The sequence below is a fragment of the Candidatus Cryosericum septentrionale genome, from assembly GCF_003570995.1.
GTDB lineage: Bacteria > Caldisericota > Caldisericia > Cryosericales > Cryosericaceae > Cryosericum > Cryosericum septentrionale.
Genome location: NZ_QXIY01000034.1, coordinates 1,155 through 18,956, shown reverse-complemented (window position 1 = coordinate 18,956; position 17,802 = coordinate 1,155). Strand labels below are relative to the sequence as shown.

Annotated in this window: 15 protein-coding genes and 1 rRNA gene; all 16 read right to left on the bottom strand. The window is 60.0% G+C overall.

The features are described 5' to 3' along the window. Window positions 1–86: ribosomal RNA gene (locus tag SMC1_RS10895) — 16S ribosomal RNA — on the bottom strand; the annotation flags it as partial. 342 nt (window positions 87–428) lie between these two features. Continuing rightward, on the bottom strand, window positions 429–965 hold the full coding sequence (locus SMC1_RS07940; protein ID WP_119086244.1) for a Tfp pilus assembly protein FimT/FimU: 537 nt from the start codon (window positions 963–965) through the stop codon (window positions 429–431). A gap of 124 nt (window positions 966–1,089) precedes the next feature. Further along, window positions 1,090–1,623 (bottom strand): prepilin-type N-terminal cleavage/methylation domain-containing protein, encoded by a 534-nt coding sequence (locus tag SMC1_RS07935; RefSeq protein WP_165849345.1) that lies wholly within the window; start codon window positions 1,621–1,623, stop codon window positions 1,090–1,092. Between the two features lie 48 nt (window positions 1,624–1,671). Next, window positions 1,672–3,294 carry a hypothetical protein gene (locus tag SMC1_RS07930; RefSeq protein ID WP_119086242.1) on the bottom strand — a complete coding sequence of 541 codons (1,623 nt, stop codon included), beginning with the start codon at window positions 3,292–3,294 and terminating at the stop codon, window positions 1,672–1,674. Window positions 3,295–3,342: 48 nt separating this feature from the next. Further along, window positions 3,343–3,912: a PilW family protein gene (locus SMC1_RS07925; protein ID WP_165849344.1), complete on the bottom strand. Its 570-nt coding sequence runs from the start codon at window positions 3,910–3,912 to the stop codon at window positions 3,343–3,345. A 29-nt stretch (window positions 3,913–3,941) separates the two neighbouring features. Continuing rightward, the gene (locus SMC1_RS07920; RefSeq protein ID WP_119086240.1) at window positions 3,942–4,727 is read right to left on the bottom strand and encodes a prepilin-type N-terminal cleavage/methylation domain-containing protein; all 786 of its coding nucleotides are present in this window, start codon (window positions 4,725–4,727) and stop codon (window positions 3,942–3,944) included. A gap of 401 nt (window positions 4,728–5,128) precedes the next feature. Beyond that, window positions 5,129–5,692 carry a prepilin-type N-terminal cleavage/methylation domain-containing protein gene (locus SMC1_RS11155; protein ID WP_207799363.1) on the bottom strand — a complete coding sequence of 188 codons (564 nt, stop codon included), beginning with the start codon at window positions 5,690–5,692 and terminating at the stop codon, window positions 5,129–5,131. A 373-nt stretch (window positions 5,693–6,065) separates the two neighbouring features. Next, a complete protein-coding gene (locus SMC1_RS07910) occupies window positions 6,066–7,352 on the bottom strand; it encodes a type II secretion system F family protein (protein WP_119086239.1) in 1,287 nt (428 codons plus the stop codon). A gap of 89 nt (window positions 7,353–7,441) precedes the next feature. Then, entirely contained in the window at window positions 7,442–8,500 is a 1,059-nt protein-coding gene (locus tag SMC1_RS07905; protein ID WP_119086246.1) for a type IV pilus twitching motility protein PilT, read from the bottom strand. 109 nt (window positions 8,501–8,609) lie between these two features. Further along, complete coding sequence (locus SMC1_RS07900) at window positions 8,610–10,313, bottom strand: GspE/PulE family protein (protein ID WP_119086238.1); 1,704 nt, start codon at window positions 10,311–10,313, stop codon at window positions 8,610–8,612. 14 nt (window positions 10,314–10,327) lie between these two features. Then, window positions 10,328–13,117, bottom strand: coding sequence for a tetratricopeptide repeat protein (locus SMC1_RS07895; protein WP_165849342.1), 2,790 nt, complete (start codon window positions 13,115–13,117; stop codon window positions 10,328–10,330). Window positions 13,118–13,131: 14 nt separating this feature from the next. Then, entirely contained in the window at window positions 13,132–13,359 is a 228-nt protein-coding gene (locus SMC1_RS07890; protein ID WP_119086236.1) for a hypothetical protein, read from the bottom strand. Then, complete coding sequence (gene udk / locus SMC1_RS07885) at window positions 13,359–13,982, bottom strand: uridine kinase (protein ID WP_119086235.1); 624 nt, start codon at window positions 13,980–13,982, stop codon at window positions 13,359–13,361. The genes SMC1_RS07890 and udk overlap by 1 nt, the downstream gene beginning before the upstream one ends. 1 nt (window position 13,983) lies before the next feature. Then, the gene (gene mltG, locus SMC1_RS07880; protein ID WP_119086234.1) at window positions 13,984–15,021 is read right to left on the bottom strand and encodes an endolytic transglycosylase MltG; all 1,038 of its coding nucleotides are present in this window, start codon (window positions 15,019–15,021) and stop codon (window positions 13,984–13,986) included. Window position 15,022: 1 nt separating this feature from the next. Beyond that, window positions 15,023–15,499 (bottom strand): Holliday junction resolvase RuvX, encoded by a 477-nt coding sequence (gene ruvX / locus SMC1_RS07875; protein ID WP_165849340.1) that lies wholly within the window; start codon window positions 15,497–15,499, stop codon window positions 15,023–15,025. Beyond that, the coding region (gene alaS, locus SMC1_RS07870; RefSeq protein ID WP_165849339.1) for an alanine--tRNA ligase at window positions 15,492–17,802 on the bottom strand (2,311 nt) is incomplete at its 5' end. The genes alaS and ruvX, both read right to left, overlap by 8 nt.

The following is a 17,802-nucleotide window of genomic DNA, read 5'->3' as shown; positions in this document are numbered from 1 at the left end:
GCCCCTTGGGACGGACTCCGCTCGACTTGCATGTGTAAAGCACGCCGCCAGCGTTCATTCTGAGCCAGGTTCGAACTCTTCGAAAATCTGTGGTTCTTGTTTGTGATCTTCCCGAAGGAAGAATCGGTACAAAGGAATGACAGGGATTGTCTTGTACTAGAAAGACTTTCCTTGTCGGGTAAAAAACACACCTTGTGTGTCTTTCAACCCGTTCTCTTCACTGTCTAGTTTTCAAGGTACCAACTGCGCGTGCCGTTCTGTCGACTGACACCCTTGGGGTGGGGCGACCAACCACTATGCTACCCAGAAAGCAAAAAAAGTCAAGACCCTGCGCTTCTCTCGTCGCGCATGGCCTTCACTCTTCTAACCTCTGCGTGTCCAACGATAAGATGATACTCAGGACTGCCACAATGTCAAGAGACCAGACATCACTGCGGGACCCACTCCATCCGGATGCGCCCGATGACCGGCATCACGATCACGTCCACACGGTCGCCCGCGCGGTCCACCAGCGTCACACGACCGCCTCCCTCGCACGGCCGCCCGAACGCATTGAACGTGAGGACGACGACACCCGACGGTGGACATGCATTGGTCGATGCGCCTCCAAAGTACGCCGACGACGGCGCATACTTGCCAAACGCTCTGGGAAACCCGACGCTCCCACCAAGCTGCCGCTTGCACAGTCCGTCAAGACGCGGCGGCAATACCAGCGACCCGGCCTTGGTCTCAAAGCGGTACCAATTGGATCCGGGAATGAACTGCACCTTCCGGTTCGTCCGCGTAAAGACCGCATCCATCTGTACACGCCGCAGGTCCTGCACAAGTGCGAATCCCGAAGCCTCCAGTTGCCTGCGGGCGACATACCGACCCACATACGGCACAGACGCCCCTGTCAGGACGGTCACGATCGCGACGACCACCATCAGTTCGACCAGCGTGAACCCTTTTCTCAGCATTTCCATCCCCCGCTCACATTTTCTCCCCGTGAGTCTACGCAAACGCGAGCAGATGGCAAGCCCACAGCATGGTCAAGAAAAACGCCCGGCCTTCCGGCCGGGCCCAGAGACTGAACAACACGTACAGAAGCTACTGCCACTCCATGCGGATTCTTCCAAGCACCTTGGACACCAGCACCTTGATGGTCTGGCCATCGCGACTGGAGAGGACAATCGCACCTTCGTCAACCGTCAACCCATCATTTCCCAGCCTATCGAGCACAGGAGTCCCCTGAGGCCCAAAGTAGAGATCCGCCACGCTGGAGGTCGGGCACTTGACGCTGCCAAAATCGACCGACGAGCCTGTCCCCGTAGCTCCAGAAACGACGCTGGCGTAGCCTATGGCACTACTGAAGTCACGTCGCACAGTGGTCCCGCCGGGTTCCTTCTCGAACACGTAGTTGTTGCCAGCAACGTCAAACGTAATCTTCAGCGTCTGCCTCCTGAAGGTAGCGGTGGCCTGTGTTTGACGCAAATCTTGGACAAGCTCGAATGCAGCGCCTTCCAGGCGTCTACGTGACAGATACGTTCCTGAATATGCCACGCCAACCCCGCTTAGCACTGCGACTATCGCCATGACGACAAGCAGCTCAATAAGGGTGAATCCCCGGTGACGACTCAACACTGCACCTCTGCTTCTCAGAGGAAGCGCAAGCTGCACCACCATCAACACTTACGGGTTCACTTCTTTCCATACCCGCTGGTTAGCAGGCGGCAATTGCAGTTTGCTGACATCGTACGCAGTACCCAGAATTGTGGTCGTAACGTTCTGTACCACCGTACCCCCCGTTACCAGGCTAGTAAGACTGGCATCGCGAGCTAGATTCCAGTCTCCCGACAATTCCACGCCACCTCGCGCAAGAAGGGCGCCAGTGAAGTTCGGACTCCCGTTGCCGGTGAACGAGAGCCCTGCATCCTTAGCTTGATAAGCCGACAGCGGATGCTGGGCATCACCCACGAAACCACCTACGTAGAACAGTCCGGTCATCTGGCCGCAGCCAGCATCGCGCTCAACTATCCCTGTCACTACTACAGTCGGAAGTCCACCTCCTGAAGACATAGCAACGTTACCGGTCAGTCTCAGATCTCCGTTAACAACGAGCGACCCGCTAATGGATCCGCCCTGAAACGTCGCATTCCCACTGACAAAGTAGACTGCAGTCTTCTCGGTGAGGAACGCTGCAACAGCCGGAAGTTCTGATCCTGGCAACTCCAGTGCTTTTCTTGTGGTCCCGTCAGCGTTTTTTAGAACCAATGAGCCTTCAACCGACTTCGCGGCCAACTTATCCACGCCCAGTATATAGTACTGGGTGCCCAGTATCACTGGATCGGTGCACGGGTAGTATTGGGGAGGGATACCAGTGGTTCCTCCAGTGCCAGGGATCAGGTTAGTATTGATCTTATTGTACGGGTAAAGCCCCCGAATGTAGGCGTCATACATCGTACGATAGTAGTCCAAGTTCAGTGCCGGGAACTCAATCGGTGCGACCCCCGATGTAAGTCGGTCGGTGGGGAAGTTCCCGATGACCTGACCATTCGGTTTCGTCTGGGGACCAACGACCGTATATGCCTTGTACGGACTAGCGACGCTCGCCGCCTTCTCAAGAAGTATCAATCCGTTCGTGAACACGTCCCCACCTGTCGCATTTGAGCTGCCCGAGATGGTAAGATCACCGCCTGCTAGTATGCCGTAGTTGATCAGGAATGTCGAGGGAGTGACCGACTGTGTCGTCGTGACACTCTTTGTCACCGTCTTGGACCAAATTGCGTTTGTCTCCGTCAGGATGCCACGGCGGGTTGAGAATAGGGCACTTCCGGCTCCCGTCATATCCGTCACAGCTGGGGGAAAGACGGCACCCGTACCAGTCAACTGCAGTGTTCCCGAGTACACCGTCACCGTTTGCGTCGCAGTGTCTGTCGTCTCCGCAGTCGCCGCCTTGACCTTAACGGCTACCGTGTACGTTCCGTGGCTGCCCCTTGGCACGTCCACTGGCCCTACAGTTTGGGCTACCCCGGTCACTGTGGCAACCTTGGTCACAGGGTCGACCGACACAATCTGGTCCCAGAGCAGCTCTCCCCAGGTCGTCGGATGACCGTAATTGACATCTGACACAACATTGTTGATACCCGTTTCCGCGACGTTCAGAGCGGTCTTGAAGGAAGCATCTGACCGCGTTATGGATGACTCAGCTGCCAACTGACTGAGGAACATGAGCGCCGAGGTCAGCAGTAACGCCCCGACTAGAATTACCGACAATAAAGCGAACCCGCTCCTCCTAACTCTCAGGGGTCTCATGGTACCTCCTTTGCTCTCTCCGAGAGACTCTCTGCACGTTCGATGCCGTCAAGTCCCTGTAAGATTGACAGACACCCGCACGGTCGTCTGCGTAGTGTAGGTCACCGTACGAGTGGAATTCGATGGTTCATATTCTCCGACGAGCACAACTATCAATCGTGAACCGTGACGAATGAAGTGTACGGCCGTCAGGGTCGTCAGTTCCTCAGTGACGGGCACCGGAACACTTGAAGGACCCGAGGGGACCCAATTGCCACCAGCATCGGGCGCCAACGGTGTCTCGGTTCTCACGATCCAATGCGGGCCTGAAGCAGAGACAGGGTAGCGCTCGAACTTGATTCGAACGCGCGAGGACGCACTTGGTGCCATGTCGAACTCCAATACGTCCGTCATCGTGTTGTCAGCCGGCTGAAGAACCCCCATCGCAGCTCGAATCTGCCCCGTCATGGTGTCTGCCGCAAATCGGAAGTTCTGTTGAACGCCCTGTCGCCTCCGCTCCAACATCCAGGTGCTGCTGAGGCGAAAGTTGACGCTAAACAACGCCCCAGCGAGCAGCACCATGACCGCCATGGAAATCATGAGCTCAACGAGCGTAAACCCTGCTGAAGATTTGCCCAAACGCCTTCGGCCGGCTTGTATGTGAGTGATCATAGCGTATACGGCCGTGCGATTGTCCCGCTAGTTCGATATACGACATGCACATACGAACCTGAGCCTTGGAAGATCGTCACTTCGTATTCAAACTTCATCTGTTCATCGGAGGTGTACGTTCGATAGCTAGTTGTGGTCCACGGGTCATTCCCAGCAATGCTAGTGTCCATTGTTCCCTGGTAGTAGACAATACGTATCTGCCGGCTGAATTGCGACAAGGCTTGGTGATTCAGTGTCACCGAGTAGAACCAACGAGTTGCCCCGGTGCCATCAACAATTGAATACTTGCCAACGGTCACTAGAGACCCCAACAGGAGAGGCGGATTCGTCGGTAGAGGAGGCTCAGCACTGCCACCTGCGACGTACGACGCGTCACCAGGAAGGACTGTGATCCCTCCGATAACATAGTCTGTCGTCACTCGACCGGAGTCATATGACCACGAAACTGTATCACCAACGTTGGGGTAGTTGGAGTCTACATTAACACCACTCAGCATCTGGTGCAGAATGGTAGGAGCCATCGACTTGATGTCCTCAACATAGAACTCTGCCATGTTTTGTGCCAGTGTCAGCAGCTGCGCCTGCCTGAAACCAACCACGCCACGTGCGTACACAGAGACCAGCCCAATCAGTAGGATCACGAGAATCGCGCCCGCGACGACGACCTCGACGAGCGTGAAGCCAGAGCGACGGCCTGTGCTGCGACACGATGGACTCAGTCCGTGACGCGACCGAACCACTGCTGAACCTACGTATGGGAGCTGCTCTGCTGTCTGTCTCATTGTCCGCTCCACTTCTTACCTGCTCCAACTATATGGGAGCCTCCCACATTTGCAAGAGACGATTGCGAAGTAACTCGCGAAGCCACCTCTGCGCCCTGAAGTCCTGGAAAGCGCCCCTCCGAGTACACCGCTCAGATACAAGAACATCCTCGGGGGGATTGAGAAAACATCCTCGGGGGAAAAACGGCACCGCTTTCGGCGACCTCAAAACCTCATCTCCCCACGCCGGAGCCCGAAGGCTCCGGCGGAAGAAACGAACTTACCATTTTGGGGGGGCTATTTAGCACCTGACCCCAAAGGAACTTAAAAGGACTGGATTCCCGCCTCCGCGGGAATGACAGAGCTCCGCGGGAATGACGGAGGCAGGGTACTTTACCAGCTGACCCCAAAGATAAAAGATATTACGGCTCGATCGGTGAGGCAGAAACAGTCGAGGTAGCGTCGGTTCTGCTGAGCCAGAGATTCCCCTTGCCATCGTCACCTGTGTAGGCTTTCAGTATCCACGTGGTGCCGGTAGTGGAGGAAGAATAGTAGACGAGACCATCCGCATGCGTTACTCCTGTCCCCCTGAAGGGATCAATAATGCTCGTCATCGTGCCGGCTTTGATGTAGTTGATCGGTCCCTTCTCTCCGATGGCGTTCGTGTTCGCCACCACGTTCAGGTCATTACCTACTCCAGAAGCAGTCTCAGGCGATGTGAAATCTGGACCAACAAGAGCCATGTAGACCTTGCTAGTGTGCACACTGACGCCCTCTGGAGTGGTGGCGGCAACTATCGGATACTGGCCCCAGTCTGTCTTGTAGGTCTCAAGGACCGTGGCCAGTGTCGCCATGTCCGACGCGATGCGCGACTTCTTGGCACGCGCGGTCATAGTCAAGTAGTTCGGGATTGCGATTGCTGCAAGGATAATGATGATCGCGATGACCACCATCAGCTCGATAAGTGTAAACCCTCTTCTCTTCACTGCTTCCTCCTTGGAAGTTGTTGTCAGTTGCCTGCCTGTGGCAGGCTGTCACTATGTCCATGCTGTCGACTGCGATTTCGAATGATGCCAATGCGGACTTTTCGCGAATGGGTCACTGGTATGTTGTCACCTCCTTACTCTCGACTGTTTCCTGGACCTGAGGTCCATCATTTGACCAGGCCGGTTACGCCACCCAGCTCCATCGGCCCCTGGCGTCCACCATATCGGGACTGACTTCTCAGCATTCCCTGCAGGAGTACGCCCCTCCGAGTACACCCCTCGGATTGAGACTAACATCCTCGGGGGCATGGGAAAAAAGTGCTCGGGGGTATTCGATACCTGTACGAAAAGTAAAACGACTTTCATATTTTTGTCAAGAGATGCCGCCCGCCATTTTGAAAATGGGCAGGTACAGGGAGATGAGGATCCACCCGATCATGCCACCCACGACGATCATGAGGATGGGGTTGATGGCATTGGTCAGGTTGTCCGTCGCGGAGTCGACCTCGGCCTGGTAGAACGTCGCGACTTTCCCCAGCATGGTCTCCAGGGAACCCGACTCCTCGCCGACCGCCGTCATCTGGATGACCATGGGCGTGAAGAACTCCGTCTCGGCCATGGCTGCGCTGAGTGCGGTGCCGCTTTTGATCGAGACGATGACCCGGTCTATCGTGGCCGATACGATGGTATTGCCCATCGTGCCACCCACCATCTCCAAACAGCTGATGAGCGGGACGCCGGCACCGAACAGGGTCGCCAGCGTGTCGGTGAAGCGGGCCATGGAGGTCTTGAGCACCAGGGGGCCGATGACCGGCGCCTTGAGAGCTATGTTGTCCTTCCAGTGGATGCCCCGGGGTGTGCGAAACCACGCACGGGCGGCGAAGAAGATGACCGCGGCAACGCCGAGGACGACGTACCACTGGTGGACCAGAAAGCTGCTCATCGCCAGCGTCATGCGCGTCGGCAGGGGCAGGGGCACGTTCAGGGCCGCCAGGAAGCCGACAAACTGTGGCAGGACGAAGATGAACAGGCCGAGGATGATGGCAACGCTGGCGATGATGACGATCAGCGGGTAGCTGGTCGCACTCCTGATCTTGCGCTTGAGCTCCGCCTCGCGCTCGAGGAAGGTGGCCATCTTGAGCAGGCTGTTGCCCAGGTTGCCCGACGCCTCGCCCGACCGGACCATGGCAGTGTACAGGGTGCTGAAGACTCCAGGGTAGTTGTCCATGGCCGTCGACAGGGGAAGGCCGGACTCGACCTTCTTCTTGAGGTCATCCGTGATTGTGCGCAGTTTCTTGCTGCTCAGCTGTTTGGACTGGATGTCCAGCGTCTTGGTGATGGGTAGACCCGCGTTAAGCATCGTGCCCAGCTGAGAGGTAAAGATAGACATGTCCTTGGCGGCGATGGCTCCACCAGCCGCCAGCCTGCCCTGCTTTGCCTCGCCAGAAACCCCCGTCGCATTGGGGAAAAGTGCTCGGGGGGAAGGGCCTGTACTGCGCACGGCCAGACGACCCCCCGAGGCCCTGGCGGAGGTGATGTTCACCGGGACAAGGCCCTTGCCGCGAATGAGCTCGGCAGCTTCATGGGTGTTAGCAGCGTTGATGCTGCCGCGCTGGGTGCTGCCTGACCGGTCAGCCGCAACATACGTGAAGGTTGCCATAGGTGCCTCCTCTCAGTACTCTCAGGAAATACAGCCTTTGCATTGGACTAACATGCAGGACACCCTCGGATAGAGTAACATCCTCGGGCTCAGGCGCGTCCCAGCAGGCGCTGGAGTTCCTTGGGGTCGAACGCGTGGTCTATCGCATCCTCGTAGCTTATGACGCCACGCTCGTACAGGGCCTTCAGCGACTGGTCCATGGTCATCATGCCCATCGCCGTGTTGGTCTGCAGGACCGACTGGATCTGGTAGGTCTTGCCCTCGCGGATAAGGTTCTTGATGGCAGGGGTCGCCAGCATCACCTCGCACGCGAGCACCAGGCCGTCGCCGTTCTTGCGCACCATGAGCTGCTGGGTCATGACCGCCGACAAGGTATTGGCGAGCTGGACCTTGACCTGCTGCTGCTGGTACGGCGGGAACACGTCCACGATGCGGTCAATGGTCTGCGCTGCGCTGTTGGTGTGCAGTGTTGCGAACACCAGGTGCCCAGTCTCCGCTGCGGTCAGGGCGGCTCCGATGGTCTCGAAGTCGCGCATCTCGCCGACCAGGATAACGTCCGGGTCCTCGCGCAGGGCGCTGCGCAGCGCATTTGCGAAGCTCTGCGTATCCGTGCCCAGCTCGCGCTGGACGACGATGCTCTGCCTGTGCTGGAAGAGGTACTCGATCGGGTCCTCGAGAGTAATGATGTGCATCTGCCGTTCCTGGTTGATGCGGTCGAGGACCGAGGCCAGGGTCGTGGACTTGCCGTGGCCGGTCGGCCCGGTGACCAGGACGAACCCGCGGTTGAGTTTGGGGAAGGTGAAGGTCGCAGGGGGCAGACCCAGCGTGTCCATGCCCGGGATGTCGTAGGGGATCTTGCGCAGGGCCGCTGCCATGGTTTCGCGCTGGCGGAACACATTGATGCGGAAGCGCGCCAGCCCCTTGACGCCATAGCTGAAGTCGTACTCCATGCTCTGCTTGAACAGCACCTTCTGGTGATCGTTCATGATGGGGAACATGAGTTCCTCCACGCGTTCGGGCGAGAGCTTCTCCGTGCCGAGAGCCACCAGCTTCTTCTGAATACGCAGGATGGGGGGCAGACCAGCCTGGAGGTGGATGTCCGTGGCATTCTTTTCCGTGGCGACTTTCAGAATCGTTGAGAGATCGATGCGATGCTCCCCCGAGGATGTTGGTCCAATGCGAGGGGTGTTCTCCCCCGAGGACTTTTGTTCAATCCGAGGGGTGTTCTCCTGTATCTCGGCACTCATGGCAACTCCTTTAGTCCGATTCGACGGTAGACACCACGCGCAGGACCTCCTCGAGAGTGATGATACCTTCCCTGGCCTTGACCAGGGCATCCTCGAGCAGGGTGCGCATTCCATGGCTGCGCGCGGTCTGAGAGATGTCGCGCGCGCTGGCCTTGTGAAGGACGAGGCGGCGCAGGTCGTCGTCCACCTTCATCATCTCATGAATGCCGGTACGCCCGTAGTAGCCTGAACCACCGCATTTCGGGCAGCCGACACCCTTGTAGAACGTGACATCTTCCAGCTTGCCCCGCGTGCTGAGGCCCAGACCTTCGAGGGCCGAGGCCGGCGGGACGTACGGCTGTTTACAGTTGGGGCAGATCTTGCGCGCCAGGCGCTGGGCCGTGGCCCCGATGAGCGACGACGCGATGAGGAATGGCTCGATGCCCATGTCGATCAGTCGTGTGGCGACCGAGGGCGCATCGTTGGTGTGCAGCGTCGACAGGACGAGGTGCCCGGTCAGGGCGGCCTCGATGGCGATCTGCGCCGTCTCGCCATCACGGATTTCGCCGATGAGCACAATGTTGGGATCCTGACGCAGGATGCTGCGCAAGCCGTTGGCGAATGTCATGTCGGCCTTGACGTTGACCTGCACCTGGTTGATGCCGTCCATCTGGTATTCGACCGGGTCCTCCACCGTGACGATGTTCTTGCCGGGGGTGTTGAGGCGATTGAGCACGGAGTACAGGGTCGTCGTCTTGCCGGCGCCGGTGGGGCCGGAGATGATGACCATACCGTATGGCTGACTGATGACGTTGTTGAACAAGGTCAGCGTATCATTGAGGAATCCAAGGTTCTCAAGGGGCACCATGGCACTGGTCTTGTCCAGGATACGCAGGACGATCTTCTCGCCGAAGATGGTGGGCAGGGAGCTGACGCGGAAGTCGATGGCCTTGTTGTCGATGCGCAGGGAGATACGGCCGTCCTGAGGCTTGCGCCGTTCGGCGATGTCCATGTTGGACATGATCTTGAACCGCGACAAAACGCCCGGCTGGATGTTGCGCGGCAGTTTCTGCTTTTCCTGCAGGATACCGTCGATACGGTAGCGGATGCGCAGCTGGTCCTTCTGCGGTTCCACGTGGATATCCGACGCGCGCTCGACGATGGCCTGGGTGATAATGGTGTTGACCAGCCGGATGACGGGCGCGTCCTGACCCATCTCGCGCAGCTGTTCGATGCTGACCTCTTCGCCAGTTTCCGCGATGATCTCGGTCTTCGCCTCGGAGCTGGCTTCCTTGATGGAGTTTCCAACGACGTAGTACTTCTCGATAGCGCCGTAGATACGGTTCTTGGGAGCGACGAAGAACTTCGTCTCGCGTCCGTACGTGACAAGCAGGTAGTCCATCAGCTCGATGTTGGTGGGGTCGCTGAGTGCGACGCTGACGACGCCCTCTTCACGCTTGAACGCGACGAAACCGTAGCGCTTGGCACGCTCCTGATCCACTATCGCCAGCACGTCCGACTCTATCTGCTCCGCCATGACGTCCACAAATGGCACATGCCACTGTTCTGCCAGGACCTGTGCCTTAGTATCATCGTTGATGAACCCCTGATCGATGAGAATCTTGAGCAGTGGCTCGTTGGTGTTGTGCTGGACGGCGAGGGCTCCGTCCAAGACCTCCTGCGTGATATTTCCTCGTGCAAGCAAGATGTTCCCTACTGACCGTCTGCCGTCCACGTGTCCTCCGCGCTCTACAGTTTCACGATCTTGGAGCCTTGGCTCCCACACTTGCTGAGCAGTTCTTCAGTGTCACGGAAGCCGGGCGAGGACTCGCCGACCTCCTGGAACAGCTGCGCCGCCTGCCGGCTGTTACCCTGTCCCAGATGGATCACAGCCGCATGGTACTTGAGGACCAGCCTGGCCTCGTCGGTGACGTTCGGCAGGTGCGCGGCGTGATCGAGCTCTCGGGTCGCCAGTTCGGGCAATCCCAAGTGAACAAATGAGAGAGCCATGGGCAGGTAGAACCGTGGGTCTCCTCCCCCTCGAACAATGCCGGAACTCATCGCGACCGCCTCTTCGTAGCGACTGCCCGCGAATGCGGCCCACGCAGATACCAAGCGCTGCTCGACCGAACCGGCAGTGATGCCGGGCGTCTCGGCGGCTGCCTTATCCACCAGGCCTTCGACATCGGCAGGAGACAATTGCGACAGCGAGGTCGCGTCGGCGATCAGGTCGTACTCGCCGGATGCGAGAATGGCCTCCAGGGCACGCTGCACTGTGTCGGGATCCCCGGGATGAGCCCGGATGGCGGCAACAAAGTACCCCGCAGCGGCATCGTGAACCCCAAGCTGTTCAGCCGCCAGACCCAGCCCATATCTGCTCTCGAAGTCCATGGGGACAAGGTGAGCAAGTCTCTCCAGCAGGAACCGGCCCTCCGTAACCTCCTGCCGGTGGTCCACCAGGTACTGGATGAGATAGGCCGTGTTGCTCGTATCGTGCTCCCTGGCCATGAGCCCCACCAGTTCGGTGAACTCGGCCATGTTGGGAGTTCCCAGGACAAGCACGGATTGAAGGACCTTCCGCCGAACCGTCGGGTTGATGGCGTTGGCCAGGATACGACGCAGGATGGCCGACTTTTCCACGCTGAGCGTGACGTGCTGGAACAGCCCCTCGTTATTCAGAAAGGTCGACTCATCGACAGCCGTACGCCCCAGCCGTTCGACGATCGCGGCCTCCAGCGGCGGCGCCTTCGCCATGTTCGCGTCCTCGGTGACGCGGCCGACCAACTGGTCCAGCACACCCAGGTGCGTGGCAGTGGCAAGCACCTCCTGCGTACATGCGTCCACGGCCAGACAGTGCTCCAGGATCTGAACAAGCTGGCGCACGATGCCTTCGGCAGAAGCAGACGCGGCGGCCTGGCGCACCATGCCCAGTTCCTCCCGTACATACGATATGGTGTCGCCACGTTCGAGCAGAAGCTCGGCCTTGCGCGTCCTCAGCTCGGCAGCCATGTCAGTGCCATCGGCGGACAGAATGATGGAAGCGATCTGTGGGTCGTGAAAGTCGATCCCGGCTCCCTGCGCAGCAGCCTCCTCGACGACGAACAGGGGAAGGCGCGTATAGCCGCTCCGTCCCAGCCATGTCAGCAGGTCATTCATGACCCGCACGTCCTGAGGACTGCGCAGAAAGCTGAAATACAGGACTCCCAGCGACAGTGGGATGGTCACGCTGCCCGCATCGGAAAGGCGCTGCATCAGATTTTCCCGCTCCATCGTGCCCTGGTTGATATCCCTCAGGATGCCGATCAACTGCCGTTCGGCCTCCTGCCCGGGTGTCGGGGAAGGTGGCGCGGTGACTGCCGCCTGTGAAACGGACTCAGTGGCCGCCGCGTTCGCCTGGGTCAGATGTGTCGCAGCCTCCTGTTCCTTGCGGAGAGAAGCCAACCTGAGTTCCTTGGGGGACATGACGGTCAGCCCGGCGGCCTCGGAAGGCACGAAGCGCCTGACAGGATTCGGAGACTCCTCCTCCGGTTTCATCCATGCCTGGTGTGGTACGGGGATGGTCTCCATCTTCACTTCACCCGACGTGTCCGCCCGAGAATGTTGGTTCAATCCAAGGGGCGTCTCTGGTACAAGGTCGCGCGCGAAGTCCGGCTGGGAGGATTCGCCGTTGGTCTTCTGAGCGGCCGGGACCCTCTCCTGTGGGGCAGACGACGGGGCAGCTTCCTCCAGCGTCTCTGACACAGGAACGACGCCTGCCCGGGACTCCCTCACGACCGCCTCGTCGTACAGTGTCTCGAGAGTATTCCTCGCCCCCTCGTCCGGCTCAGTCGGCTTGGACTTGCGCTCAATCGCGGGCACCCGGTCACGTTCCGGGAACTGTGACGCGCGCATGCCGCTCGCAGGCCCCTCTACGGCCTTGACCTTCCAGTCGATCTGGCGCCGCATCTCGGCAATGGCCTTGCCAAGCCCCGGATAGGAGGGCTCGGACATGCGCAGCTGCTCGTACACGGCGAGCGCGTCGGCGAACTTGCCGTTGTTGCCCAGAATGGTCGCCTTCAGATAGAGCGTGCGCGGATTCTGGGGGCTGACCCCCAAGCTCTGGTCCAGCACCTTATAGGCCTGCGCGTAGTCACGACGGTATGCAAGCACACGCGCCTTCTGGTTGAGCGCGTCGGTGCTGCGGGCGTCGATGCCGATGGCAGAGTTGCCAGCTGCCAGCGCCTTGTCGAAGTCGCCCTCCTTGATGCAATAGCGGGACAGCTCGATCAGGTCACGTATCGTGGCGGACTTGTCTCCCAGCTGGTTGTCGAGACCCACGATCTTCTGATACGCACCGATGTAGATGTTCCACAGTGCGACTTTCCGGTCCTTGAAGACCTCGATGAGCGCGTTGAGAACGTCGATGCCCTGGGCATATCGCTGCCCTCCATAGGCATGGTCGGCCTCGCGAACAGCCAAACGAAGGGCCGCGTCATAATCGCGACGGCCCACAAACTCCTCGATCTGGTTGCGCAACCGCTCCTGGTCAGAACTGGCCAATTTTACTCCCCCCATCAAGGCTTGTCGTGAGAAACTGGCATTATCTTACCAACCGCCGTCAAATATGCAAACAACGGCGCCAACTCGCCCTTGGCAGAGTCATCATAGAAGACACTCATGACGCTCTCGTCAGCCTCCCGTTCGCCAAGCGACACGACCGCCTGTCCCTCACGGTCGGTCAGCACCGCCTGAACGAACCACACGTCTCCGTTCGGCACGCGGAACCTGGCGACTATCTCCATCAGCCTACAGAATTCAGAAAATGTTGCAACTTGCTGACAATGACGTCGATGGCGACCAGATTGAAGCCTCCTTCGGGAATAATCAGGTCCGCGTATCTCTTGGTCGGTTCCACAAACTGCAGGTGCATCGGCCGGACGACGTCCATGTATTGCGCCACCACGGACTCGACCGTGCGGCCCCTCTCGCGCGTGTCCCGCAAGAGGCGGCGGATGAACCGGACGTCGGCGTCCGTGTCGACGTAGAGCTTGATGTCCAGCAAGTCGCGCAGCGCCGCGTTCTCCAGCACGAGGATACCTTCGAGGATGATGACGGGCCTCGGCTCGACGTGCTCGGTCCAAGGCTCGCGCTCATAGCGGGTGTAGTTGTAAACGGGTACGTCGACCGCCTCGCCACGGCTCAGACGCTGAAGATGCTCGATGAGCAGGTCATCGTCATAGGCGCTGGGATGGTCGTAATTAATACCGCGCTTCTCCTCGATGGACATACCGTCGAAGTTCCTATAGTACGAATCCTGCTTGAGGAAGACGACTGGCTGTGCGGTCTCATGCATGATTTTCTCGGCGACGGTGGTCTTGCCCGAGCCGGAACCGCCGGCGATGCCCACAAGGATAGAACGGGTCATTTCAATGGCCTCCAGAGAGATACAATTGTATATTGCGGGCATGTTCGGCGTAGGTCCGCGCGAAGACACAGTGACCGTCGGGCTTGGCCAGGAAGTAGTAGTACGTGCTTGCGGAGGCATGCGCCGCAGCATTCAACGACGCTAAGCCCGGATTGCAGATGGGAGTCGGCGGCAATCCGGCATGCAGGTAGGTATTGTATGGGGACTTATACTTCAGCTCGGCGTACGTGTAGAAGCCGTTGTGGCTGGGGAGGACATACCCGAGCGTGGTGTCCAACTGGAGCAACATCTTCTTCGCCAGACGGTTGAAGATAACGCTGGCAACCAGCGGACGGTCCGCGTCGTACTTGGCCTCCCGCTCGACGATAGAAGCGACCCTGAGCAGCTGGTCACCTGTCAGACCACGCTTTGCCGCCTGAGCCGCCCAGTCGGAAGGGACGACGTCGGCGAACCTCCCAAGCATACGTGCGACGACCTCGGCTGCGTCACCTGCATACAGGAACTCGTACGTATCGGGGAACAGGCGCCCCTCCAGAAGCTTGCCCTGGTCATCCCTGGCCACCTTCAGGAAGTCATCCGCACTGATGCCGGCCTGTTCCTGGAGGCGAGCGGCCACCTGGTGGACCGTGTAGCCTTCGGGAAACGTCACGCGCGCGGTGAGAGGCGAACCCGACACGAGGAGCCGGTACAACGCTTCCATGTTACTGAGGCCCTCAAGCATATAGCGTCCCTCGCGCAGCGAGCCGCCGTGTCTCAGCCGCCAGTACCAGCGCAGAGCCTGTGGACTGGACGTCATGCCAAGTGCGAAGACCCGCTGGCTGAGCGTTGTCACAGTGTCCTCAGGACGGACATCGACATATGCGTCAGGTCCTTCGACCGGCACGATGTGGATGAATCTCACCCAGCCGACCGCCCCGGCGATCATTGCGATGGTTAGCAGGACGCCGACGATGCGCGCGGCACTGACTCGCGCGCCGCGCGGCGATCGACCGGGGGTTGACTCTGTCACCTCAGGCATGTTCTGCGTGCCTTCGTCCATGTCAGTCACCTTCGCCTGGCACCGTTGACGCGCGGTCCAGGTAGCCCTGCAGGATGTAGACCGCCTCCCATTGATCCTTGCTGGCACGCCCGGCGGCGCCCGACAGCCCCTCGCTCGCCGCCGCACGCCCGACAGCGACCGACGACAGGCGCTCATCCACCAGCTCGACGCGCACCGCCCTGTTGAGACCCCGTGCAGCCAGTTCCTTGCGGACGAATCCTACGAAATGCCGTACCTTGCGTGTCTGCATCGAGTCCACTCCGTCCAGCCCGAGCGGCAGGCCGACAACCAGACAGCCGGCACCCTCGAGCGCGATGCGGTCGACAACGGCCCGCGCCGTTGCAGCTGGGAGTCCCATGTCGATGGAACCAGCGGGGAAGGCTGTCCCCACATCCGCCACCGTCCGGGCAAGGCCTATATGGCGCTCGCCCACGTCGAGACAGAGAACAACCTTCGAGCCGGATGGATCGTCAGCCAAGCAGTGCCTCCAGCTCCTCTGCGGTCGGCAGACTTGCGATGCGACCCTGGCACATGCGGTCGTTGCCACCGCCCTTGCCGCCATACTTGCCGGTCAGGGTCTTGAAGATGCCGCGTGCCGAGAACGTCGCGCCAGCCGTACCGAATACCTTGACCACGGTAAAGCCGTCTCCGCCGGATACCATGCCGATGAAGACACCATTTCCCAGCTGCTGCTCGGCCATGTCACCTGCACTGCGCAGCGCTTCGGTGGTCAGACCTTCGAACGTGGCTACAACAACCGGCTGACCCTTGATGGTTGCCGGCTGCGCGATCAAGTCGCGCACATGGCGATCGCTCGCCGCGGCAATGAGCCCTTCGATGCGGCGGTCGCGTTCCTTGACCACGCCCGTGAGGTCTTGCACTGCGCGCGTCACCTCTGCCGGAACCGGCCCGCAGCTCAGTGTCCCTGCGACTTTCTCCACGCCCTCCTGGTACTCCCAGAACTCACGCAGAGCGCCCAGCCCGACGGAAGCCTCGATACGCTTCGTGTCCGTCCCGATGCTGCGGATGGAACGGATGTGCAGGAAGCCGATGTCGCCCGTCGCGGTGACGTGCGTGCCGCCGCACAGCTCCTTCGAGATGCCATCGGCTGAGACGACGCGCGCAGTCGCACCGTACTTCTCGCCAAAAAATGCCAATGCGCCCGTCCTGCGCGCTTCCTCGATCGGCATGACGTCGGTCCGCATCGAAACGTTGGCCATGATGAACCCCAGCACCTTCTCTTCCATGGCCTTGCGGTCGTCCGCGCCGAGGCTGCCGCGGAAACTGAAGTCGAAATGGAATTCGTCGGGCATGACCTTGGAACCCTTCTGCTGGACGGTCGGGTCCATGGAACGCAGAGCAGCCTGCAGGAGGTGTGTCGCCGTATGCGCCCGTGCGATCGCCTTCCGCCGCTCCGGGTCCACTTCAGCGCGCGCAGTGTCTCCCGCGGCGATAGCCCCTTCCAGCAGAACACCTTCGTGGATGATCAACCCCTCCACGGGAGTCTTGGTGTCCGTGACCTCGAAGCGCGCACCCGGCGTCGTGATGACGCCCGTGTCGCCGACCTGGCCGCCCTTCTCGCCGTAGAACGGGGTCGAAGAAAGGACGAGCCCGACATGATCCCCCGCCTGGGCACTGCTGGCGGGTTCACCGCCCTTCAGGAGGCCCGTGACCACGGCCTCGGCCGACAGCGTTTCATAGCCGACGAAATGCGAAGTCCCAACCGTGCCTCTCAACTTGACGTACCCAGTCCGTTCGCGGCTTGCTTCTTCCACACCCGACGACTCGCTGCCGCCATGGCGCTGGTCGTTCAACAGTGCGTCGAAGCCTTCGCTGTCCAGCTTGAGACCGGCGTCCCGCAGGAGGTCAGCCGTCAGTTCGACCGGGAAGCCCATCGTATCGTGAAGGAAGAACGCGGTCTTGCCGGGCAGGGTGTCGCTCCCGCCTTGGCGAACCGCCTCGACAGCCCTGGTGAACTCGACCAGCCCCTCCCGGAGCGTGTGGTCGAACCGCTGCTCCTCGACTGCCATGTCGCCCTTGATACGCTCACGCTCAGCCAGAAGTTCGGGGAACGGTCCCTTCATGAGGTCGATCACCGTGTCCGCGACCTTGCCCATAAAGGCGCCCTCGATGCCGATCATCCGACCCAGCGCCTGAGAACGCCGCAGCAAACGGCGCAGGACATAGCCCTGCTTCTCGTTGCTGGGCAGAAGGTTCTCGGCCATGAGGAATGTGCAGGCACGCACGTGGTCGGCGATGGTCTTCATGCGTGCCGTCACCCGCGGATCCCCCCCATATTCCTGATGCGAAAGGTCCGCCACTGTCTGGATGATGGGCCGGAAACCGTCCGTCTCGAAGTCGGTATCCGTATCCTCAATGATGCTCGTCATGCGCTCGAGGCCCAGCCCCGTGTCGATGTTCTTGCGGGCAAGCGGCTTCAACGAACCGTCGGGTTGCCGGTCGAACTGCGTGAACACCAGGTTCCAGTACTCGAGGAACCGGTCCCCGTCGTCGCCCATCTGCTGCTTTTCGTCGCCCGGGTGACGCACCCCACGGTCGATGTACAGTTCGCTGCAGGGGCCACATGGACCGACGGGGCCCATGGTCCAGAAGTTGTCGTCAGCGCCCATCGGCACGATCCGCTCGCGCGGAATGCCGACCTTCTGCCAGATGTCCGCCGTCTGGAGGTCTTCCTTATATATGGTTACCCAGATACGGTCGGCTGACAGGCCGAGGACCTTCGTCGAGAACTCATAGGCCATCGCGATGGCGTCGTCCTTG

What these genes read in the sequence shown, in the direction of transcription:
- SMC1_RS07920 (WP_119086240.1), bottom strand. Translation starts at nt 4,727, where the DNA reads ATGAGACAGACAGCAGAGCAGCTCCCATACGTAGGTTCAGCAGTGGTT.
- SMC1_RS07890 (WP_119086236.1), bottom strand. Translation starts at nt 13,359, where the DNA reads ATGGAGATAGTCGCCAGGTTCCGCGTGCCGAACGGAGACGTGTGGTTC.
- SMC1_RS07910 (WP_119086239.1), bottom strand. Translation starts at nt 7,352, where the DNA reads ATGGCAACCTTCACGTATGTTGCGGCTGACCGGTCAGGCAGCACCCAG.
- SMC1_RS07940 (WP_119086244.1), bottom strand. Translation starts at nt 965, where the DNA reads ATGGAAATGCTGAGAAAAGGGTTCACGCTGGTCGAACTGATGGTGGTC.
- udk (WP_119086235.1), bottom strand. Translation starts at nt 13,982, where the DNA reads ATGACCCGTTCTATCCTTGTGGGCATCGCCGGCGGTTCCGGCTCGGGC.
- SMC1_RS07930 (WP_119086242.1), bottom strand. Translation starts at nt 3,294, where the DNA reads ATGAGACCCCTGAGAGTTAGGAGGAGCGGGTTCGCTTTATTGTCGGTA.
- mltG (WP_119086234.1), bottom strand. Translation starts at nt 15,021, where the DNA reads ATGGACGAAGGCACGCAGAACATGCCTGAGGTGACAGAGTCAACCCCC.